Source organism: Rhodobacter sp. CZR27 (genome assembly GCF_002407205.1).
In the GTDB taxonomy this organism is placed as follows: Bacteria; Pseudomonadota; Alphaproteobacteria; order Rhodobacterales; family Rhodobacteraceae; genus Cereibacter_A.
In genome coordinates this window covers 325467-343199 of the sequence record NZ_CP023549.1, presented here as the reverse complement: position 1 = coordinate 343199, position 17733 = coordinate 325467, and the positions used below count along the sequence as shown (strand labels likewise).

At 71.0% G+C, this 17733-nt stretch carries 20 protein-coding genes; 8 read left to right on the top strand and 12 right to left on the bottom strand.

All coding sequences use genetic code 11. From position 1 onward, the window contains the following. The 5 genes from CK951_RS17805 to CK951_RS17785 are packed head-to-tail and all read left to right on the top strand — an operon-like array spanning window position 1 to window position 4433. Window positions 1-1317, top strand: a complete 1317-nt coding sequence (locus tag CK951_RS17805) for a nitrous oxide reductase family maturation protein NosD (RefSeq protein ID WP_096787572.1) — start codon at window positions 1-3, stop codon at window positions 1315-1317. Beyond that, a complete protein-coding gene (locus CK951_RS17800) occupies window positions 1292-2176 on the top strand; it encodes an ABC transporter ATP-binding protein (protein WP_096787571.1) in 885 nt (294 codons plus the stop codon). The genes CK951_RS17805 and CK951_RS17800 overlap by 26 nt, the downstream gene beginning before the upstream one ends. Further along, on the top strand, window positions 2173-2994 hold the full coding sequence (locus tag CK951_RS17795) for an ABC transporter permease (RefSeq protein WP_096787570.1): 822 nt from the start codon (window positions 2173-2175) through the stop codon (window positions 2992-2994). Before CK951_RS17800 ends, CK951_RS17795 begins: the two co-directional genes overlap by 4 nt. Beyond that, window positions 2991-3533 (top strand): nitrous oxide reductase accessory protein NosL, encoded by a 543-nt coding sequence (locus CK951_RS17790; protein ID WP_096787569.1) that lies wholly within the window; start codon window positions 2991-2993, stop codon window positions 3531-3533. The genes CK951_RS17795 and CK951_RS17790 overlap by 4 nt, the downstream gene beginning before the upstream one ends. A gap of 3 nt (window positions 3534-3536) precedes the next feature. Further along, window positions 3537-4433 (top strand): FAD:protein FMN transferase, encoded by an 897-nt coding sequence (locus CK951_RS17785; protein ID WP_096787568.1) that lies wholly within the window; start codon window positions 3537-3539, stop codon window positions 4431-4433. 85 nt (window positions 4434-4518) lie between these two features. On the opposite strand, the gene CK951_RS17780 is transcribed toward CK951_RS17785, so the two are convergent. The 11 genes from CK951_RS17780 to CK951_RS17730 form a co-directional block, all read right to left on the bottom strand. Continuing rightward, on the bottom strand, window positions 4519-4701 hold the full coding sequence (locus tag CK951_RS17780; protein WP_096787567.1) for a hypothetical protein: 183 nt from the start codon (window positions 4699-4701) through the stop codon (window positions 4519-4521). Next, window positions 4698-4913, bottom strand: a complete 216-nt coding sequence (locus CK951_RS17775; RefSeq protein ID WP_096787566.1) for a hypothetical protein — start codon at window positions 4911-4913, stop codon at window positions 4698-4700. The genes CK951_RS17780 and CK951_RS17775 overlap by 4 nt, the downstream gene beginning before the upstream one ends. 10 nt (window positions 4914-4923) lie before the next feature. Beyond that, a complete protein-coding gene (locus CK951_RS17770; RefSeq protein ID WP_096787565.1) occupies window positions 4924-5175 on the bottom strand; it encodes a hypothetical protein in 252 nt (83 codons plus the stop codon). Between the two features lie 23 nt (window positions 5176-5198). Beyond that, a complete protein-coding gene (locus CK951_RS17765; protein WP_157764644.1) occupies window positions 5199-5357 on the bottom strand; it encodes a hypothetical protein in 159 nt (52 codons plus the stop codon). 478 nt (window positions 5358-5835) lie between these two features. Then, complete coding sequence (locus CK951_RS17760; protein ID WP_096787563.1) at window positions 5836-6867, bottom strand: siderophore-interacting protein; 1032 nt, start codon at window positions 6865-6867, stop codon at window positions 5836-5838. 22 nt (window positions 6868-6889) lie between these two features. Then, a complete protein-coding gene (locus tag CK951_RS17755; RefSeq protein WP_096787562.1) occupies window positions 6890-7669 on the bottom strand; it encodes an ABC transporter ATP-binding protein in 780 nt (259 codons plus the stop codon). Then, window positions 7666-8634 (bottom strand): iron ABC transporter permease, encoded by a 969-nt coding sequence (locus CK951_RS17750; protein WP_096787561.1) that lies wholly within the window; start codon window positions 8632-8634, stop codon window positions 7666-7668. The genes CK951_RS17755 and CK951_RS17750 overlap by 4 nt, the downstream gene beginning before the upstream one ends. Next, window positions 8631-9614, bottom strand: a complete 984-nt coding sequence (locus tag CK951_RS17745; RefSeq protein WP_096787560.1) for an iron ABC transporter permease — start codon at window positions 9612-9614, stop codon at window positions 8631-8633. The genes CK951_RS17750 and CK951_RS17745 overlap by 4 nt, the downstream gene beginning before the upstream one ends. Beyond that, on the bottom strand, window positions 9611-10627 hold the full coding sequence (locus CK951_RS17740; protein WP_096787559.1) for an ABC transporter substrate-binding protein: 1017 nt from the start codon (window positions 10625-10627) through the stop codon (window positions 9611-9613). The genes CK951_RS17745 and CK951_RS17740 overlap by 4 nt, the downstream gene beginning before the upstream one ends. A 65-nt stretch (window positions 10628-10692) precedes the next feature. Then, window positions 10693-12789, bottom strand: coding sequence for a TonB-dependent siderophore receptor (locus CK951_RS17735; protein ID WP_096787558.1), 2097 nt, complete (start codon window positions 12787-12789; stop codon window positions 10693-10695). A 204-nt stretch (window positions 12790-12993) separates the two neighbouring features. Then, a complete protein-coding gene (locus CK951_RS17730; RefSeq protein WP_096787557.1) occupies window positions 12994-14097 on the bottom strand; it encodes an alpha/beta hydrolase in 1104 nt (367 codons plus the stop codon). Window positions 14098-14383: 286 nt separating this feature from the next. Here CK951_RS17730 and CK951_RS17725 point away from each other — a divergent pair, with 286 nt between their 5' ends. The 3 genes from CK951_RS17725 to CK951_RS17715 all read left to right on the top strand — a co-directional run bounded on the left by CK951_RS17725 (window position 14384) and on the right by CK951_RS17715 (window position 17032). Beyond that, window positions 14384-15166 (top strand): DeoR/GlpR family DNA-binding transcription regulator, encoded by a 783-nt coding sequence (locus CK951_RS17725; protein ID WP_096787556.1) that lies wholly within the window; start codon window positions 14384-14386, stop codon window positions 15164-15166. A 22-nt stretch (window positions 15167-15188) separates the two neighbouring features. Continuing rightward, window positions 15189-16322, top strand: coding sequence for an MFS transporter (locus CK951_RS17720; RefSeq protein ID WP_096787555.1), 1134 nt, complete (start codon window positions 15189-15191; stop codon window positions 16320-16322). Window positions 16323-16423: 101 nt separating this feature from the next. Beyond that, window positions 16424-17032, top strand: coding sequence for an alpha/beta hydrolase (locus CK951_RS17715; RefSeq protein WP_096787554.1), 609 nt, complete (start codon window positions 16424-16426; stop codon window positions 17030-17032). 97 nt (window positions 17033-17129) lie between these two features. On the opposite strand, the gene CK951_RS17710 is transcribed toward CK951_RS17715, so the two are convergent. Further along, complete coding sequence (locus CK951_RS17710; protein WP_096787553.1) at window positions 17130-17681, bottom strand: NADPH-dependent FMN reductase; 552 nt, start codon at window positions 17679-17681, stop codon at window positions 17130-17132. Window positions 17682-17733: the final 52 nt, after the last annotated feature.

The window sequence follows — 17733 nt, the reverse complement described above, 5'->3', positions numbered from 1 at the left end:
ATGACGCTGCGCCTCGTCCTCGCGCTGTCCTGCCTGCTCGCCGGCCCGGTCTCTGCGGCCGACCGGCTGGTTGCGGCCGAAGCCGGGGCGCTCAGGGCAGCCATCGCCGCGGCCAGCCCCGGCGATGTGCTCGACCTTGCACCGGGCCGCCATGACGGCCCGGTGCTTCTTGACCGGCCGGTCTCGCTCCTCGGCCGGGCGGGAGCGGTGATCGACGGCCACGGCAAGGGGACCGTCATCACCGTCACCGCGCCCGATGTCACCATCCGCGGACTCGAGATCGTCGGCTCCGGCTCGTCGCACGAGGCGATCGACTCCGGCGTTCGGCTGCTCAAGGGCTCCGAGCGGGCCGTCGTCGAGGGCAACCGCCTGCTGGGAAACCTCGTCGGGGTGGACATCCACGGGGCGCGCGACGCCATCGTGCGCGACAACGTGATCGTCGGCCGCGACGATCCCCACATGAATGCCCGCGGCAACGGTGTCTATGTCTGGAGCGCGCCGGGCCTGCTGGTGGAAGGCAACGACATCAGCCTTGGCCGCGACGGGATCTTCGTGAACGTCTCGGACCGAAACACCTTCCGCAACAACGTGATGCGCGACCTGCGCTTTGCCGTGCACTACATGTACGCCCACCATTCCGAGGTGACCGGCAACGTCTCGGTCGGCAACCACCTCGGCTTCGCGCTGATGTATTCGCATCACGTCAAGGTGCAGGACAACCTCAGCCTCGGCGACCGCGACCACGGCGTGATGCTGAACTACGTCAACAATGCCGAGGTCTCGGGCAACCTTGTCCGCGGGGCGGGCAAGTGCACCTTCATCTACAACGCCCACCGCAACCTGATCCACGCCAACCGCTTCGAGGGCTGCGGGATCGGCATCCACTTCACGGCCGGCTCCGAGCGCAACGCCCTGACCGGCAACGCCTTCCTCGGCAACCGGACGCAGGTGAAATATGTCGGCTCCAGGAATGTCGAATGGAGTTTCGAGGGGCGCGGCAACTTCTGGTCGGATCATCCGGCCTTCGATCTTGACGGCGACGGCACCGCCGACGCGCCGTTCCGCCCGAACGACCTGATGGACCATATACTGTGGTCGCAGCCCGCCGCCGCGCTGCTGGTGGGCTCGCCCGCCGTGCAGCTGATCCGCTGGAGCCAGGCGAGCTTTCCCGCGACTCTGCCCGGCGGCGTGCTCGACAGCCATCCGCTGATGGCGCCGGTCGAGATCGCGGTTCCCGGCCGCTTCGCCGCGATGGAGGCGGCGCTGCCGCCCCGCCCGAAAGGAGACGACGATGCTGACGCTCTCGCAGCTCACTAAGAGTTACGGCGGCACGCCCGCCCTGTCCTCGGTCGGCTTCGGGGTCGCCCCCGGAGAACGGGTCGCCCTGATCGGCCACAACGGCGCGGGGAAATCCACGCTGATGAAGATCGTGCTGGGGCTGATCGAGGCCGATGCCGGGCGGATCTCGGTCGGCGGTCATGCGCCCGGCAGCCGCGCGGCCCGCGCCATCACCGCCTACCTACCCGAGAACGTGGCGTTCCATCCCGCGCTGACCGGTGTGGAGACGCTTGCCTATTACCTGCGCCTGCGTGGCGAGGATCCGCGGCAGGCCGCGGGCCTGCTCGATCGCGTCGGTCTCGGTCCGGCGGCCCGGCGGCGGCTCGGCACCTATTCCAAGGGGATGCGCCAGCGGGTCGGGCTGGCGCAGGCGCTGATCGGGCACCCGAAGCTTCTGGTGCTGGACGAGCCGACCAGCGGCCTCGACCCTGTCTCGCGGCGCGAGTTCTACGAGCTGCTCGACGGTCTGGCCGCCGAGGGCGCGGCGATCCTGCATTCCAGCCACGCGCTGACCGAGGTCGAGGCGCGCACCGACCGCATCGTGATCCTTTCCGGCGGCCGGCTGGTGGCGGATGACACGCTGGCCAACCTGCGCCGGCAGGCGGCGCTGCCGATCCGGCTGCAGGTCGCCGCCCGGCCGGGATCGGCCGATGCGGTGGCCGCGCGGCTGCACGGCGGGCGGCGCAACGGCGTGCTGGTGGATCTGGCCTGCGGGCCCGAGGAGAAGCTGGCGCGCCTGGGCGACATCGCGGCACTGGGTTCGATGATCGACGATGTCGAGATCCTGCCGCCCAGCCTCGAGGATCTCTATACCCATTTCAGCCGGAGGCAGCCATGAGCCGCATCCTCGCATCGGCCTCGGCCGAGTTCCGCATCGCGCTGCGCAACCGCTGGGTGGCAATCGCGATCCTGACCATGGCGCTCTTCGCGCTGGTCCTGTCGGCGGCGGGTTCGGCACCGACGGGCGAGCTTGGCGTGGACCGGCTGTCGGTCACGGTGGCAAGCCTGACCAGCCTTGGCGTCTATCTGGTGCCGCTGGTCGCGCTGCTGATGTCCTTCGACGCGGTGGCGGGCGAGGTGGAGCGCGGGACGCTGCCCCTGGCGCTCAGCTATCCGGTCTCGCGCGGCGAGCTTCTGCTGGGCAAGTTCGTGGCCCATCTCGGCATCCTCGCGCTGGCGGTGGCGGTGGGCTACGGCGTGGCGGCCGGTGCGGCCTTCGCGGTGGACCCCGAGGCCGCGGCGGGCCTGCCGGCGCTGATCCGCCTGTTCTGGTCGTCGCTCCTGCTGGGCGCGGCCTTCCTTGGCGCGGGCTATGCGGTTTCGGCCGTGGCGCGCCGGCCGGGGGCGGCGGCGGGAATGGCCGTCGGGCTCTGGCTAGGGCTGATCGTGCTGTGGGATCTCGCGCTGCTGGCGGCGGTGGTGGCGGACGACGGCGGGCGCTTCACCACGCAGGTCTTTCCCTGGCTGCTGCTCGGCAATCCCGCCGATGCCTTCCGCCTGTTCAACCTTGCCGCCTCGCAGGCCACGGCCGCGGCGGCCGGCGTGGGCGGGGCTGCGGCCGCGGTCTCGCCGCTGCATGCGCTGGTCTCGGTCGTGCTCTGGCCGCTGGCCGCGCTCGGCCTTGCAACCGCGGCCTTCCGGAGGGTCACGCCATGAAACGGATGCTGCTGGCCGTCCTTCTGCTGTCCGCCTGCCGCGAGGAGGCCGTGCTGCCCGACCCGGTGGCGCTGACGCCGGAGGCCGTGGGGCACTACTGCCAGATGAACCTGCTGGAACATCCCGGGCCGAAGGCCCAGGTGCATCTGAAGGGGATCGAGGCCCCGCTGTTCTTCAGTCAGGTGCGCGATGCCATCGCCTACCAGCGGATGCCCGAACAGGCGGCCGAGATTGCCGCCGTCTATGTGAACGACGTCGGCACCGCGCCGAGCTGGGACCGGGCGGGACAGGCGGGCTGGGTCGCCGCCGAAGCCGCCTTCTACGTCGTGGGTTCGGATCGGTCGGGGGGCATGGGCGCGCCCGAGTTCGTTCCCTTTGCCGACCGCAGCGAGGCCGACCGCTTTGCCGCCAAGCATGGCGGCCGCGTCGCCGAGCTTGCGTCGGTGGGCGATGCCGAGGTTCTGGCGCCCGTCGAGGTTGATGCCGGCAGCGAGGCGGATTTCGCCGACAGCCTTCGCCGCTTGTCGCAGAAGGAGTAGCCGATGAACCGCCGCCGTTTCCTCACGATCAGCGCGGCCTTTGCCGCCACGCCGGCCTTCGCCCGCCCGCCGCTGCGCGAGATCCGGGGGCAGGCGATGGGCGCCCGGGTGAGCCTGCTTCTTGCCCACCCTGACGCCGAGGCGGTGGCGGGCCGGGCACTGGCCGAGATCGCGCGCCTCGAAGCGATCTTCAGCCTCTACCGCGACTCGGCGCTGGTGCGGCTGAACCGCGACGGGGTCCTTGGGGCGCCGCCGTTCGAACTCCTTGACTGCCTTGCCCTGTGCAGCCGCGTGCACGCGGCGACGGAGGGCCTGTTCGACCCGACGGTCCAGCCGCTCTGGGCGCTTCATGCCGCGACCCATTCGGCCGGCCGCCCGCCCTCGGCCGCCGAGCTTGCCGCCGCGCGCGACCTGACCGGCTGGCGCGACGTGGTGCTGGACGAGGCGGCGGTGCAACTCGGCCGTCCCGGCATGGCGCTGACGCTGAACGGCATCGCGCAGGGCTACATCGCCGACCGGATCGGCGACCGGCTGCGCGCCGAGGGGATGACCGATGTTCTGGTGGACACGGGCGAGCTGCGGGCGCTGGGAGGCAGGCCCGGGGGCGGCGACTGGCCTGTGACACTGGCCGAGGGGCAGGGGACGCTGTCGCTGCGCGACCGGGCACTGGCCAGTTCCGCGCCGCGCGGGACGGTGTTCGATGTGGAAGGGAAGGCGGGCCACATCCTCGACCCGCGCACGGGGCATCCGGCCGAGGCGCCGTGGCGGCTGGTCAGCGTCACCGGCCCCTCCGCGGCCCTTGCCGACGCCGCCAGCACCGCGTTCTGCCTGATGGATCGGCCGCGGATCGAGGCGGCGCTGGCGCGGATGCCGGAGCTGCGGCTGGCGGCGCTGGCCTGACGCACGGCGCCGGGCCGGGCGGCCGGCGCCGCACCCGTTCCGGAAGTCGCGGCCGCGGCTCAGGTCCGCCGCGGCCGCGGGTCTGTCATCCCTGCAGCGGCCGCAGGTCGAAGATCGTCAGCGCCTCCAGCCGCAGCACGGCACCGAGGCGCCGCTCGAGGTATTCGATGATGTCCGGGGTGTTCAGGGTGATCTCGAAGGCCAGCACGCGGGTATCGACCCGCTCGCGGCCGTGACGCTCGTAGCCGTAGGTGATGCGGTATTTCATGCGACCACCAGCCGGAACTGATCCTCGGGCCGCAGCCGGTATTCCGCGAGCATCATCCAGACGGACCTGCCGCGGCGAAGGTGGCGCATCAGCGCGGCCTCGTCCGGGAACTGGCGGTCATTGGTGGCGAGCAGGGCCGCCAGACGGTTCCGGTCCAGTGGAACCTCGCGCGCGGGGGCGCCGTGCAGGCAGCGGACAATCCTGAGTGTCATCGCAGCCCCCTTAGCGCGCAACCGTGGGCGTCGCGCCGAGGAAGGGCCGGATCCGCATGAGCACCTCGTAGGTGTCCTCGGGGACGCGCACCCAGGCCCACCCGGCCGTCGCGGAATAGGCGCTCCATGCCGCGAAGGCATCGGCCGGCGCCACCTCGAAGTTGCGGATGCGCAGCGCATCCTGAATGTGCCGGACAAAGCCCGTCCGGTCCTGCGGCACGACGGCCGCCTCTCCCGCGAATGCCAGTGCCTTCGTCGCCATCTTCCGCGCCTCCGGTCGCGGCTTCAGGCGGACAGGGCGGGCGGGGTCGCGGGCGCGACCGGGCGTCCGGTAAGGGTCCGGCTGCCGTCCCGGACGGTGACGAGGCCCGACGCGGGATCCACGGCCACGACGGGGCCGCGGGCAGAGATGTAGGGCGAGATCTGGACGGTGGCGAAGTTCATGGTCGGGTGCCTCTGGAGCTCATGGATGAAGTAGACCTGTCGCCGGGGTTTCGACCTGACTGTCCGCACGAGCTAACCTTCCCGACGAGACACGGATCTCATTCCGCCGGTGTCCGCACCTTGATCCACGTCAACCGGAAATTGTGGACTCTTGCCATCGTCGCGGGTGCAGCACGGGTCCTGACCCGTGCCGCTTTTTCGACCCCTGCGTGCGGAGTTGGCCTCCCGGCGCAAGGGCGCCGCACGAGGGGCGGCTCCACGGATGGCCGGGCAAAAGATTTGCGGCAGAGTCAGATATTTAGCGCCCGGCGCGCCGCGACCTGTGGCAGCGACCGAACCAGCTGGTCAGCGGGAGGGGCCGGATCCGCGCCCCGAACCTGGGTCGCCCGGCGCCTGCGGTTCAGGGCACCGACCTGCCGAAATGTCGCACGTCGGCCGAAGGTCCGGTCTGCGCGCCGGGGCATCGGCAGCCGGAGGATCACGCCGCCCAGTATGCCGCGAAGCAGCTTTCCTCCCGCGCTATCCCCAAGGCCCGGAAATGGCGCTTCGCGCGGCGAACCAGCGCCTGTTCCGCGGCGATCCAGACGAATCGGTTCTCGCCCCCGGGGGGCAGCGGCGCGTCGAGGAGCCGTTGCCAGAAGGCGTCGGGCCGATCGCGCAGCACCCAGTCGACGGTGATGCCCGGAGGGGCGGTCAGTGCCGTTCGGTCTTCCGGCCGTCCGATCTCGAGGATGACATGGCCGCGCCGTCCGGCGTCCGAGCGTTCGAGGATATGGCGGATCGCAGGCAGGGCGGTCTCGTCGCCGGCCAGCAGCACCACGTCGCCCGGCGGTGCCTCGCCACCACCCGGGCCCATCAGCGCGACCGTCTCGCCCTTGCGGGCGTGGCGGATCCAGTCGGCCGCCGGGCCGCCGGCGTGGTCGAAGACGTCGAAGACGATGCGGCCGCGGCCGGGGTCCACCTCCACGAAGGTGAAGGCCGCGCGGTGCAGTGCCTCGGCTCCCTCGGCCCAGATCGTGCGGCCCCGGGCATCGATCCGCGGCCAGACCGGCGCGCGTCCACGCGGCGGCAGCAGAAGCGAGAAATGCATGCCGCCCCGCGCGAAGGCCGCGGCGCCCGGACAGGACAGTTCGACCCGCAGGAAGCTTGACCCGAAGCGGTCGACCGACACGATCCCGGCCAGCTGCAGGTTCGGCGGCATGCTCCCTGCGGGGTCCAGATCGCCCGTCCAGGCCAGCGCCGCGGCGGAGCCGGGCAGGACATGCTCGACCAGATGGGCGATCCCTTCGCGGATCTGGTGCAGGTGCAGGGCGTCGCGGGCCGTCACCCGGGCGGTCAGCCCCCGAGGCGCCAGCGCGATGGTGGCCCGGCCATGGGAAAGCTCGGCCAGCAGGGTCCGATCCTCCCAGGCCGGGGCGATGCCATGCTCGGCCATTTCCTCGGCGAGGCGGGCCAGCAGGTCGTCGGGCAGGGCGCCCGGCAGGCATCCTTGCGCTTCCTTCTCCGTCATGTCCTGTTCCTTTGCATGGCGCTCACAGCGGGATGACCAGCGGCGTGCCGCTTACCGGGTCCGGGATTACCTGCGCGCGCAGGCCGAAGGCGCGGGCCAGCCGCTCTGGGGTCAGCACCTCGGCGGGCGTGCCGGTGGCCACCACGCCGCCCGGACCCAGCAGCACCAGATGATCGGAGAACCGCCCGGCGAGGTTCAGGTCATGCAGCACGCTGATGACCGTGGTTCCCGCCTCGCGGTTGCGGCGGCGCAGCAGCGTCAGAAGCTCGATCTGGTGCGGCAGGTCGAGGAAGCTGGTGGGCTCGTCCAGAAGAAGGTGCGGCGTCTCCTGTGCCAGCACCAGCGCGATCCAGGCGCGTTGCCGCTGCCCGCCCGAGAGTTCGGCGAGCGGGCGGTGGGCAAGCTCCGTCAGCCCGACGGCGGCGAGGGCGGAGGCGCAGGCGCGCGCATCCGCCTCGCGCCACGGCGCAAGGAAGCCGCGCCAGGGCGTGCGGCCGCGGCGGACCAGGTCGGCCACGGTGATGCCCTCGGGGGCGATCGGCGACTGCGGAAGGATCGCCAGGCGGCGCGCCAGTGCGCGGGTCGGCAGGGCGTGGATGTCCTCTCCCTCGAGCCGCACCGAGCCGGCCATCGGCGCGATCACCCGCGCCATCGTCCGCAGCAGGGTGGACTTTCCGCAGCCGTTCGGCCCGAGGATCGCGCTCATCCGTCCCAGCGGCAGGGCAAGGTTCAGGCCCCGTATCACCGTCTCGCCAGGATAGCCGAGCGAAAGCGAGACCGCCTGCAGGGTTGTTCCGGTCACAGGTCTCCCCTTTCCATTTCGCGCGCGAGAAGCCACAGCAGGTAGGGCGCGCCCAGAAGCCCCGTGGCGACGCCCACCGGCAGCTGGATGCCGGGCAGGGCCGCGCGGGCGGCCAGATCTGCCAGGACGACGATCCCCGCACCGGTAGTCGCGGCGGCGGCGAGCCGTCCCGCCGCGGTGCGCGCCTGGACCAGCCGCGCGCCCAGCGGCGCGGCCATCAGCGCCACGAAGGGCAGGGGACCGGCGACGGCCACGCCGGCCGCAGCGAGCAGGACAGCGGTGGACGCAAGGGCCGCCCGTGCCCGTCCGGCCCGGATGCCCAGCCCCGCGGCAAGGTCCGGCCCCAGTTCCAGCGCCGCCAGCGGCCGCATCTGCGCCGCGGCCGCAAGCGTCAGCCCGATGCCGATGGCCCAGACCTGCGCCACGTGGTCCCAGCCGCGCGCCGCCAGCGATCCGGTCAGCCAGCGCTGCGCCTCGGCGGCCTCCTGCACCGGCAGGCGCGTCATCAGGAAGGTGCCGAGCGCCGAGGTGGTGAAGCCCACCCCCAGCCCGACCAGAACCAGCGTCAGCGGCGGCGTCGGGCGGTGCCGGTGTCGGCTCAGCGCGGCCACGAGGAGGGCGGCGAGCAGCCCTCCAGCCGCCGAAACGAGCGGCAGCGGCAGCGCAAGCCCGAGGCTGATCGCCGCCACGATGGCCAGCCCCGCGCCCGAGGTGAACCCCATCAGGTCGGGCGCGGCGAGCGGATTGCGGAACAGCATCTGGAACAGGGCGCCCGACAGGCCCAGCACCGCCCCCACGCCAAGGCCCGCGGCGACCCTAGGCCCGCGGATCACGCGTAGGGTCAGCGCCGCCGGACCCTCGCCGGACCACATTCCCCGCCAGAGGAACCCCATCTCCGGCCCCCAGAACAGCGACAGCATGGCGGCGCCCAGCACCGCGGCGAGCAGAACGGCCACCCGGGTCATGCCATGGCTCCGGGCCGGATGCGCCGCGCGATGAGGATGAAGACCGGCCCGCCGATCAGCGCCGTCATCACGCCCGCGCGCACCTCGGCCGGCGCGATCAGCACGCGCCCGGCCGTATCGGCCAGCAGCAGGATCGCCGCCCCCATTGCGGCCGAGACCAGCAGTTCCGCCCGCAGCGCATGGCCCGCGAGGCGACGCGCGAGCGGCGGCACCATCAGCCCCAGAAAGGCGATCGGTCCTGCCACGGTCACGGCGGCACCCGTGGCCAGCGCCACCACGGCCAGCGCCGCCGCCTGCACGCGGCCCGGCCGCACGCCCAGCCCCCGCGCCAGTGCCGCGCCAAGCGACAGCGCCTCGACGGCCGGTGCGACGGCCAGCGCCAGCCCGCCCGCCGCCGCGACGACCAGTGCCATCCCGGCCAGCGGACGCTCTGCCGCCTGCGTCAGCGATCCCGCCACCCAGAAGCGGAAGACATCGAGCGTCTCCTGCCGGATCAGCAGGATGGCCGATACCACCGACAGCAGCAGCGCATTGAGCGCCGCCCCCGCCAGCGTCAGGCGCACCGGCCCCGCGTCGCCGCGCAGCCCGCCTCCCAGCGCGAAGACGGCGACCGAGGCGAGGGCCGCCCCGGGAAAGGCCAGCGCGGCCATCGCCCCCTCGTCCCGCAGGCCCAGCATCAGGCCGCCCGCGACGATGGCGCAGGCCGCGCCCGCGTTCACACCGAGAAGCCCCGGATCGGCAAGCGGATTGCGCGTCAGCGCCTGCATCATCGTGCCGGCGATCCCCAGCGCCGCCCCCGCGACCAGCCCCGCCGCCAGCCGTGGCAGCCTCAGCGCCAGAAGCGTCACGTGGTCGGCGTCCGTCGCATCGAAGGCCGTCAGCGCCTGCCAGACGTTCCCCGGCGACAGGGGGCGCACGCCCACGCCCAGCGACAGCGCCGCAGCCGCCGCCACCAGCGCGAGAAGCGGCAGCGTCCTCATGGTGCGATCCCCGCCGCGACGGACGGGGCCACCGGCGTCCAGGGCCGCCCGTCCAGAGCGGTGGCGATATCGGCCTCCAGCGCCTTCAGCGCGAAGGGTAGCGACAGGACGCTGCCGAACGACAGCGCCCCGGCGATCAACTCGTCCACGAAAAGTTCGCGCCCCTGCGCGAAGGCGCGGAGCGTGCGCCGCATTGCCAGTCCCGCGATGTCGGGCGCGCGGGCCAGCGACGAGATCCAGATCAGCAGATCCGCGTCGATCGGAGAAAGATCCTCGGGCGAGAGTTGCGCGTAGAAGCCGCTGATCAGCGGCAGGCGCCCGAGTGCCTCGGGAGGGCGAAAGCCGAGCGCGGCCAGAAAGCGCGCGCGGGTATCCTCGCCCGCGAAGGCGCCGGTCTGGCCGCCATCCTGATAGGCCGCAACCGCCGTTCGGCCCGCCCAGTCGGGATGACGCGCCCGCGCCGCGGCAAAGGCGGCATGAACGCCCGCGATCCGCTCTTCGGCGAGGTTCTCGCGGCCGATGGCCCGGCCGACGATCCGGGTCTCGACATCCCACGGCGTTCCGTAGGGGGAATGCCGCGGATCGTGCATCAGCACGGGTGCGATCCGCGACAGCACCTCGTATTCCGCCCGCGAGATGCCGGAGCCCGCCGCAAGGATCAGGTCCGGCGCAAGGTCCGCCACCCGTTCGAGCGAGACCTCGCCCGTGATCAGCACTGGTCGGGCATCGCCCAGATAGGGCTGCGCCCAGGGCCAGACCCCGAAGGGATGGTCGCCGTACCAGTAGCGGACAGCGATGGGCGCCAGTCCGAGCGCCAGCAGCATGTCCTGCCCGGTATAGCCCAGCGAGACCACGCGGCGAGCCGGCGCGGGCAGCACCGTCTCGCCATAGGCGTGGGTGAAGCGGAGCCCGCCCTGATGCGCGCGCAGCGCCGGCGCGGCCAGCACCGAGGCCGCCGCCGAGGCCAGGAACGACCGCCGGCACAGGCTGGCCCGTGAGGAGGAACGAGGCATTTCAGGAACCTTCGGGAAAGTGGCGGGTCGGGCGCCCGCCGGATCTCGGCGGGCGCGCCCCGGGATCACCAGCGGTATTTCAGCGTCGCGGTGGCCTTGCGCCCGTCGCCGTAATACTTCGTCCCGTAGTATTCCGAGGCGACGTAGTCCTTGTCGAACAGGTTCGTGACGTTCAGCGCCAGATCGACGTTCGGGGCGATCCCGTAGCTTGCCGCGGCATCGACCAGCGTATGGGCATCGACCTCGGCGGTATTGGCGTCGTCGCCGAAGCTGTCGCCGACATGGCGCAGCCCGAGGCCCAGCGTCATGTCGCCCCGGCGCCCGGTGCCGGGCAGCGTGTAGTCGGCCCAGAGCGAAATGATCTGGTCGGGCACGCGCGAGGGCCGGTTGCCCGCGTTGCCGCCGATCCCGTCCTCGAGGATCTCGGCATCCCAATAGGCATAGGCCGCGGTCAGGTTCAGCCGCTCGTTCATCGCAAGCTTGCCTTCCAGCTCCAGCCCGCGCACGCCCACCTTGCCGATCTGACTCTGCTCGGTGGGGCTGACGTAGCTTTGCACGTTGGTCTGGGTCAGGTCGAAGACCGCCGCGGTAAAGAGCGCATCAAGACCCTCGGGGCGGTATTTCACCCCGATCTCGTATTGCGAGCCCTCCTTGGCGTCCTCCTCGATGTTCCAGAGGTTCGGCTGGAAGGATTCCGAATAGTTGGCATAGACCGACAGGTCAGGATCGATCTTGTAGGTCAGGCCGATGCGCCGGGTGAAGTCGGTGAAGGTCGCCTCGTCCGTGCCGTCGGGCCGGCCGATCTCGACATCGACATGGTCATAGCGCCCGCCCAGCGTCAGGATCCAGCGGTCGTCAAGCGTCAGCTCCTCCTGCAGGTAGATCCCGTGTCCGGTCTGTTCCGGCTCCCAGTCGATATAGGGGCCGAGCGCGATGCAGCCGCGCCCGCAGAACACCGGGTTCCAGATGTCGATCCCGTCCGCGGTGCCGGCCAGTGCCTCCTCGTCCACCTTCAGCCAGCCGAGATCCAGCCCGGCCAGCGTGCGGCTTTCGATGCGCCCGAAGCTCGCGTCATACTGAAGCTGGGTGTCGACGGCGAACTGCTCGCTTTCGCTCATGACGGCAAAGGCCGAGCGCGGGGCGGCCGGATCGGTCGAGGCGCCGTAGACCGTCTCGTAATCCAGGTCCAGTTTCGTGTAGCGCGCGTTCTGGCGCAGCTTCAGCCCGCCGCCGAAGTCATGCTCGAAGATCCAGCCGATGTTCTTCTCGACGGTGTCGAAATGGTTGAAGTCCGGCTCGCCGAGGAAGGTCTCGGGGTCGAGATCCACCCCCACCGGGAAGCCGTAGGCCAGCGAGCTTTCGCGCCTGTTGTAATCGGCCAGCAGCGTGAGCGAGGTCATGTCGCTCGGCCGCCAGGTCAGGGCCGGGGCGACATACAGCCGGTCGTCGTTGGAATACTCGCCCCCGTTGTCGGCATCCTGCCACTTGGCGGTCAGGCGATAGTTCCAGACCCCGGCCTCGTCGAGCGGGCCGCCGAAGTCGGTGCCGGCCTCGGCGTGATCCTCGCCGACCGTCGAATAGACCTCGCCGAAGGCGTAGGAGGTCGGCTGCTTGGTGATCGCGTTGACCAGCCCGCCTGGCGCGTTCAGCCCGAACAGCGCCGAGTTCGCACCCTTCAGCACCTCGACCCGCTCCATCCCGTAGGGCTCTTGCCGGCCGAAGGTCCAGCCCTCGCCGCGCACCGCCAGCCCGTCGCGATAGGTGCCGAGCGCCAGTTCGTCGAAGCCGCGGATCCGGTAATAGTCGTAGCGGTCGTCGCTGCCGAATTCGTCCACCGAGACGCCGGCGGTATAGGACAGCACCTGCTGCAGCGTCCCGGCGCCGCGGGTCTCGATCTCCTTGGCAGTCACGACCGAGACCGAGGCCGGGGTGTCGATCAGGTCGGTGTCGGTCTTGCTGCCGGCAGTGTTGCGCGCCGCGACGATGGAATTCCTGTCGTCATCCGAGCCGTCCACCGTGATCGGCTGAAGCGCGAGCGCGTCCTCCTGCGCGGCGGCGCCGCCGGGGTGCACGGCCGCCGCCGAGCAGAGAAGCAGCGCGACAAGGGTGGGCCGGGGCCGCAGGGATTGGCAGAAGGGTGAGCGGGGGCGCGTGGAAGCCATGGGCGATCTCCGGAACGGGCGATGGGGGGAGATGGCTTTCCGGCGTCCGCGGGGCGGCGTGTCTCGAGTCGAGAGCGGAATGGCTGTCTGTTTTTGTCGGGTATCGCTTCGGGCGACCCTTGTCCAGCCGCCCGGGCGGATTTTTTGCGACTCCGTCGCAGATTGGCGATATCCCCCGTGCCCGTGCCGAAGGGCCGGGAGGGCTCAGGCGCGGGACAGCCGCCAACTGCGTCCGGGCCTCAGGGTCTCGCGTCCGGGCCGGTCGTCCTGCGGGCGGTCGGCAAGGGTGGCATGGATGTCGGCGATGACCTCGTCCCGCAGCCGGTAATACTGGTGCCGGCCATGCAGCGGCTCCGTCTCGCTGACATGGCGGCAGTCGATGGCGAAGACCCGCTCGCCGACCAGATCCAGGTTCTGCGGACCGTCCGATCCCAGCCGGTCGGGCATGCCTTTCGTGCGGTCCGAGATCGTCAGCGCGACATCGTTGGCGGCGTGATAGACGAAGACCCGGTTCGCGAGATCGTCCAGATGGCGCAGCTTCAGCGGCACGTGAAGCGCGTCATTGTCCTCGTCGGCAGCCATGAGGAAGGCACAATCCACCACGCGGGTGATCCGGCCGCCGTTCAACTCGGCGAACTTGCGCAGCGCATGGCGCAGCGCCCAGTTGCCCATCGAATGCGCCATGATGTGCAGGCGGCGCGTGCACTGCTTCAGATCGGACTTCTCGGGAACCTGGCCCTCGCGCCGGGCCGCCAGGACGACCCTGCGGTCCTCGGTCCGCAGTTCTGTCAGGAACTCCACCAGCCGCATCAGCGCCCGCCCCATCGCCAGACCCGAAGCCTCGGCATCCTCGCGATCCGAAAAATAATCCCATGCGGGCTGCACACGGCCGTTCGACGGCCATGAGAAGACGACGACCAGCGCCTGCTGCTCGGCGGAGGAATAGATCTCCTGAAGCGTGGCGGCGCGCAGGACCGTCTCCTCGAAGGTGTTCGCGAAGCCGTGGATGTAGACGATGACGTCCCGGTCATTTTCCTTCAGGGCCACGCGAAGCTCGTCGAATAGCCGCTTCGAGCCCAGCCGGACCCCTTCCGTGCGCCGGCTGTCGAGGCTTTCTGGAAAAAGGCGCGTCTGGCCCAGCTGCCAGTTGCGGTCATCCTTCGGATCGCCCCCGGCAAAGGCGACCTCGGCCTTGCCGACGCGGAAGATCTGCGGCCCGCCGGCGTTGAACCTTTCGCCGAAGATGCGGCCACTGGCCGAGGTTTCGTGCAGGACGTTGCGGTTGCTGGCAAAGTAGATCGTGGACATGGCTCACTCTTGCTCTGACTGCGGGACGGGAAGGGCCGGCACGGCGGGCACCGTGCCGCCACGGGTCCCGGATGGCGCTGACCTCGGCCCGGCCGGGCTTGCGTCCCTTGCACTGGTTCATCCGGATCCGGGCCCACGCTAGCAGAGCGGCGTGGCTCCCTCAAAGTTGTATCCTGAAGTGCACTTCCCGCGACGCGACCATGCGGCTCTCGGCCTCAAGGCGGAAACCCGCGCCCTTTGCAGGAACCGGATCGACCTGCACGGCCATGCATGGTAATGCACGATCATGCATGATTCACCTGATCTTCCCGTCGAAAGGCGGCGCCGGATTGCCGATCGTCTCGCGACGGGACAGGCCGTGGTGGCGGCAACCCTCGCGCAGGAGTTCGGCGTGTCCGAGGATTCCATCCGGCGCGATCTGCGCGGTCTGGCGCAGGACGGGATCTGCCGGCGGGTCTATGGCGGCGCGCTGCCGGTCTCGCCGGCTGCGGCGCCGATGGCGGTGCGCGCGGGCGAGGATCTTGAGCGGAAGCGCGCCCTTGCGCGGGCCGCGCTGGACCTGCTGCGCCCCGGCCAGACAATCTTCCTCGACACCGGCAGCACCAACCTGCAGCTGGCCGCGCTGCTGCCCGAGGGTCTGGGACTGCGCGTCGTCACCAACTCGATCCCGGCGGCCGCCGTGCTGACGGCTCGTCGCGACCTGTCGCTGGTGGTGATCGGCGGCGGCGTGAACCCGCAGGTCGGTGGCTGCGTCGATGCCCGTGCCAGCGCGGAGCTTTCCGGTTGCCGGTTCGATCTCTGCTTTCTCGGGGCCTGTGCGATGTCGCCGGAGCACGGCCTTGCCGGCTTCGAGCTGGACGACGTGGAGTTCAAGCGCCGCCTCGTCGCGGTGAGTGCGGCGACCGTCCTGATGATGACGACGGCGAAGCTCGCCACCTCCGCCCCCTTCGCGATCGCCCGGGTCGCCGACCTGACCCATGTGGTTCTGGAGCATGACGCACCCGCCGGGGTGGTCGAGGCCCTCCGCTCGGCCGGCATCGACCTGCGATCCGCTGCCGCTCCTACCTGATGTTCCCCGCGCGAGCCCTGCCATGACCCCCTCTGCCGATACCGCCGCCACGCGGCTGGCCACCCGCCTTGCCTTCTTCGCGGCGGGGTTTGCCATGTCCTGCTGGGCGCCGCTGGTGCCCTTCGCCAAGGCCAATGTTGGCGCGGGCGACGCGCAGCTCGGCCTGCTGCTGCTGTGCCTCGGGATCGGGTCGCTGCTCGCGATGCCGGTCACCGGCTGGATCAGCGCGCAACTGGGCGCGCGGTCGATGATCCTGACCGGCGGCATCGGCATGGTGTTGTGCCTGCCGGCGCTGGTCGCCGTCGGCGAGGCCTGGCTGCTGGCTGGCGCGCTCCTGCTGTTCGGGGCGTCCCTCGGCACCATCGATGTCGCCATGAACGTGCACGCGGTCGAGGTCGAGAAGGCCGCCGGCCGCCCGTTGATGTCGGGGTTCCATGCGCTGTTCAGCGTCGGTGGCTTTGCGGGGGCGGGCGGCATGACCCTGCTGCTGTCGCAGGAGGTTCCGCCGACGGCGGCCGCGATCTGCGGCAGCGCCGTGGCCCTTGCCGCGGTCCTGCTGGCTGGGCCGCGGTTGCTGAAGGCGCGCGCCGGCGAGCCGCCGGCGTTCGTCCGCCCGCGCGGGCTCGTCCTTCTTCTGGCCGCGCTGACCGCGGTGACCTTCCTTGTCGAGGGCGCGCTGCTTGACTGGAGCGCCCTGCTGATCGTCGGACGCGACCTTCTGGAACCGGCGAAGGGCGGCTTGGGCTACATGCTGTTCTCGATCGCCATGACGCTGGGCCGCCTGACCGGAGACCGGGTGGTGCTGGCGCTTGGCGACCGCAGGGTGCTGGTCCTTGGCGGGATTCTGGCACTGCTGGGCTTCGTGCTCATGCTGCTGGCCGAGTGGACGCCCCTCGCCATGGCCGGCTTCGTGCTGATCGGCCTGGGTGCCGCCAACCTCGTGCCGGTGCTGTTCAGCCTGGCCGGCCGCCAGACCGCCATGCCGGCGGGGCTTGCGGTGGCCGCCGTCACGACGACGGGCTATGCGGGCATCCTGGCGGGGCCGGCGCTGGTCGGCTTCGTGGCGCAGGCGACCAGCCTTTCCGCGGCCTTCTGGATGCTCGCGGCGATGATGGCGCTGCTGCCGATCTTCGCGCGGGTCGTGGCCCGCGGCTGATCGGGCAGCGGTTCCGGGGCCTGTCATCCCGCGCGCACCGCCGGATGGACCGCGCGCGCCGCCCGGACCGACATGCGAGGAAGCGCCAGAGGGAATACGTCATGCCGACCGAAGACTACATCCGCTACTCCGAACCGGGCGAGCCGCAGGCGCCGGTGGTTCTTGCCCTGCATGGGACGGGCGGGGACGAGCACCAGCTTTCCGGCCGCATCCGCGAGGTCCTGCCGCGGGTCGGCCTCGTCGCCCTGCGCGGCGACGTGTCCGAAGAGGGCGCGCTGCGGTTCTTCCGCCGCTCGGGCGAGGACATCTACGACATGGCCGATCTGGCCATCCGGAGGCAGAAGATGGCGCGCTTCGTCGCGCGGCTGCGCGAGGGCCTGCCGGGTCGCAGCCTGTTCGGCCTCGGCTACTCCAACGGCGCGAACATCCTGTCCGCCGTGCTGTTTGCGGCCCCGCGCCTGTTCGACCGGGTGGTGCTGATGCATCCGGTGGTGCCCTACGAGCCGACGCCGAACCCGGCGCTTGAGGGCCTTCCGGTGCTGATCACCGGGGGCCGCCATGATCCGATCTGCCCGCTGTCCCTGACCCTGAAGCTGGAGGACTTCCTGCGCGGCCAGGGCGCGAAGGTCGAGCTTGCCCTGCACGAGGGGGGCCACGAGGTTCCGGAGGCGGAAATGGCCCGGGTCGCGGAGTTCCTTGGCCTGAGCTGACGGCGCCGCGCATAGCCCGCCGTGGCCTGGCGGCTGGCGCCGGGCAGCCTGCCTGCAGGGCCCTTGCGGGCACACGGGGCGCGAAGGGGGCGCCGCCTCAGGGCGAGGGCAGGAAGTCTGCAAAGCCGCGCATGAACTCCGCCAGTCGCTGGCGGGTCTCGTCGTCGACAAGCTTGCCCTCGCCGTCGAACACCTCGCGGGCGCGGGGGACCATCAGCCGGCCCTCGAACCATGGCCGCATGCCCAGCGTGCGGATCACCGGAAGCCAGTGCGCCTGCGCGAGCGTCGTGCCGAAGTTGCCGGGCGAGGCGCCCATCAGCGCGACCGGCTTGCCCCGGAACAGGTCACGCCCGGCAGGCGGGCGGCTCATCCAGTCGATCGTGTTCTTGAAGGCGCCCGGGATGCCGTTGTTGTATTCGGGCGTCACCAGCAGCATCCCATCGGCCGATCGCAGGGCCTCCTGCAGCCGGACGATGGCCTCCGGCAGACCCTCGCGGGCCTCCAGATCGCCGTCATAGATCGGAACACCGCGAATCGTGTGGACCTCCACGACGACATCGTCGGGCGCCTCCTCCACCGCCGCCCGCAGAAGGCTCGCGTTGAACGACTCCGCTCGCAGGCTGCCCGAGATGCCGAAAATGCGCTTCATCCGTGATCCCTTGCCCCGTGGAAGCAGCATGCTGCCGACCAAAAGCCTCGTC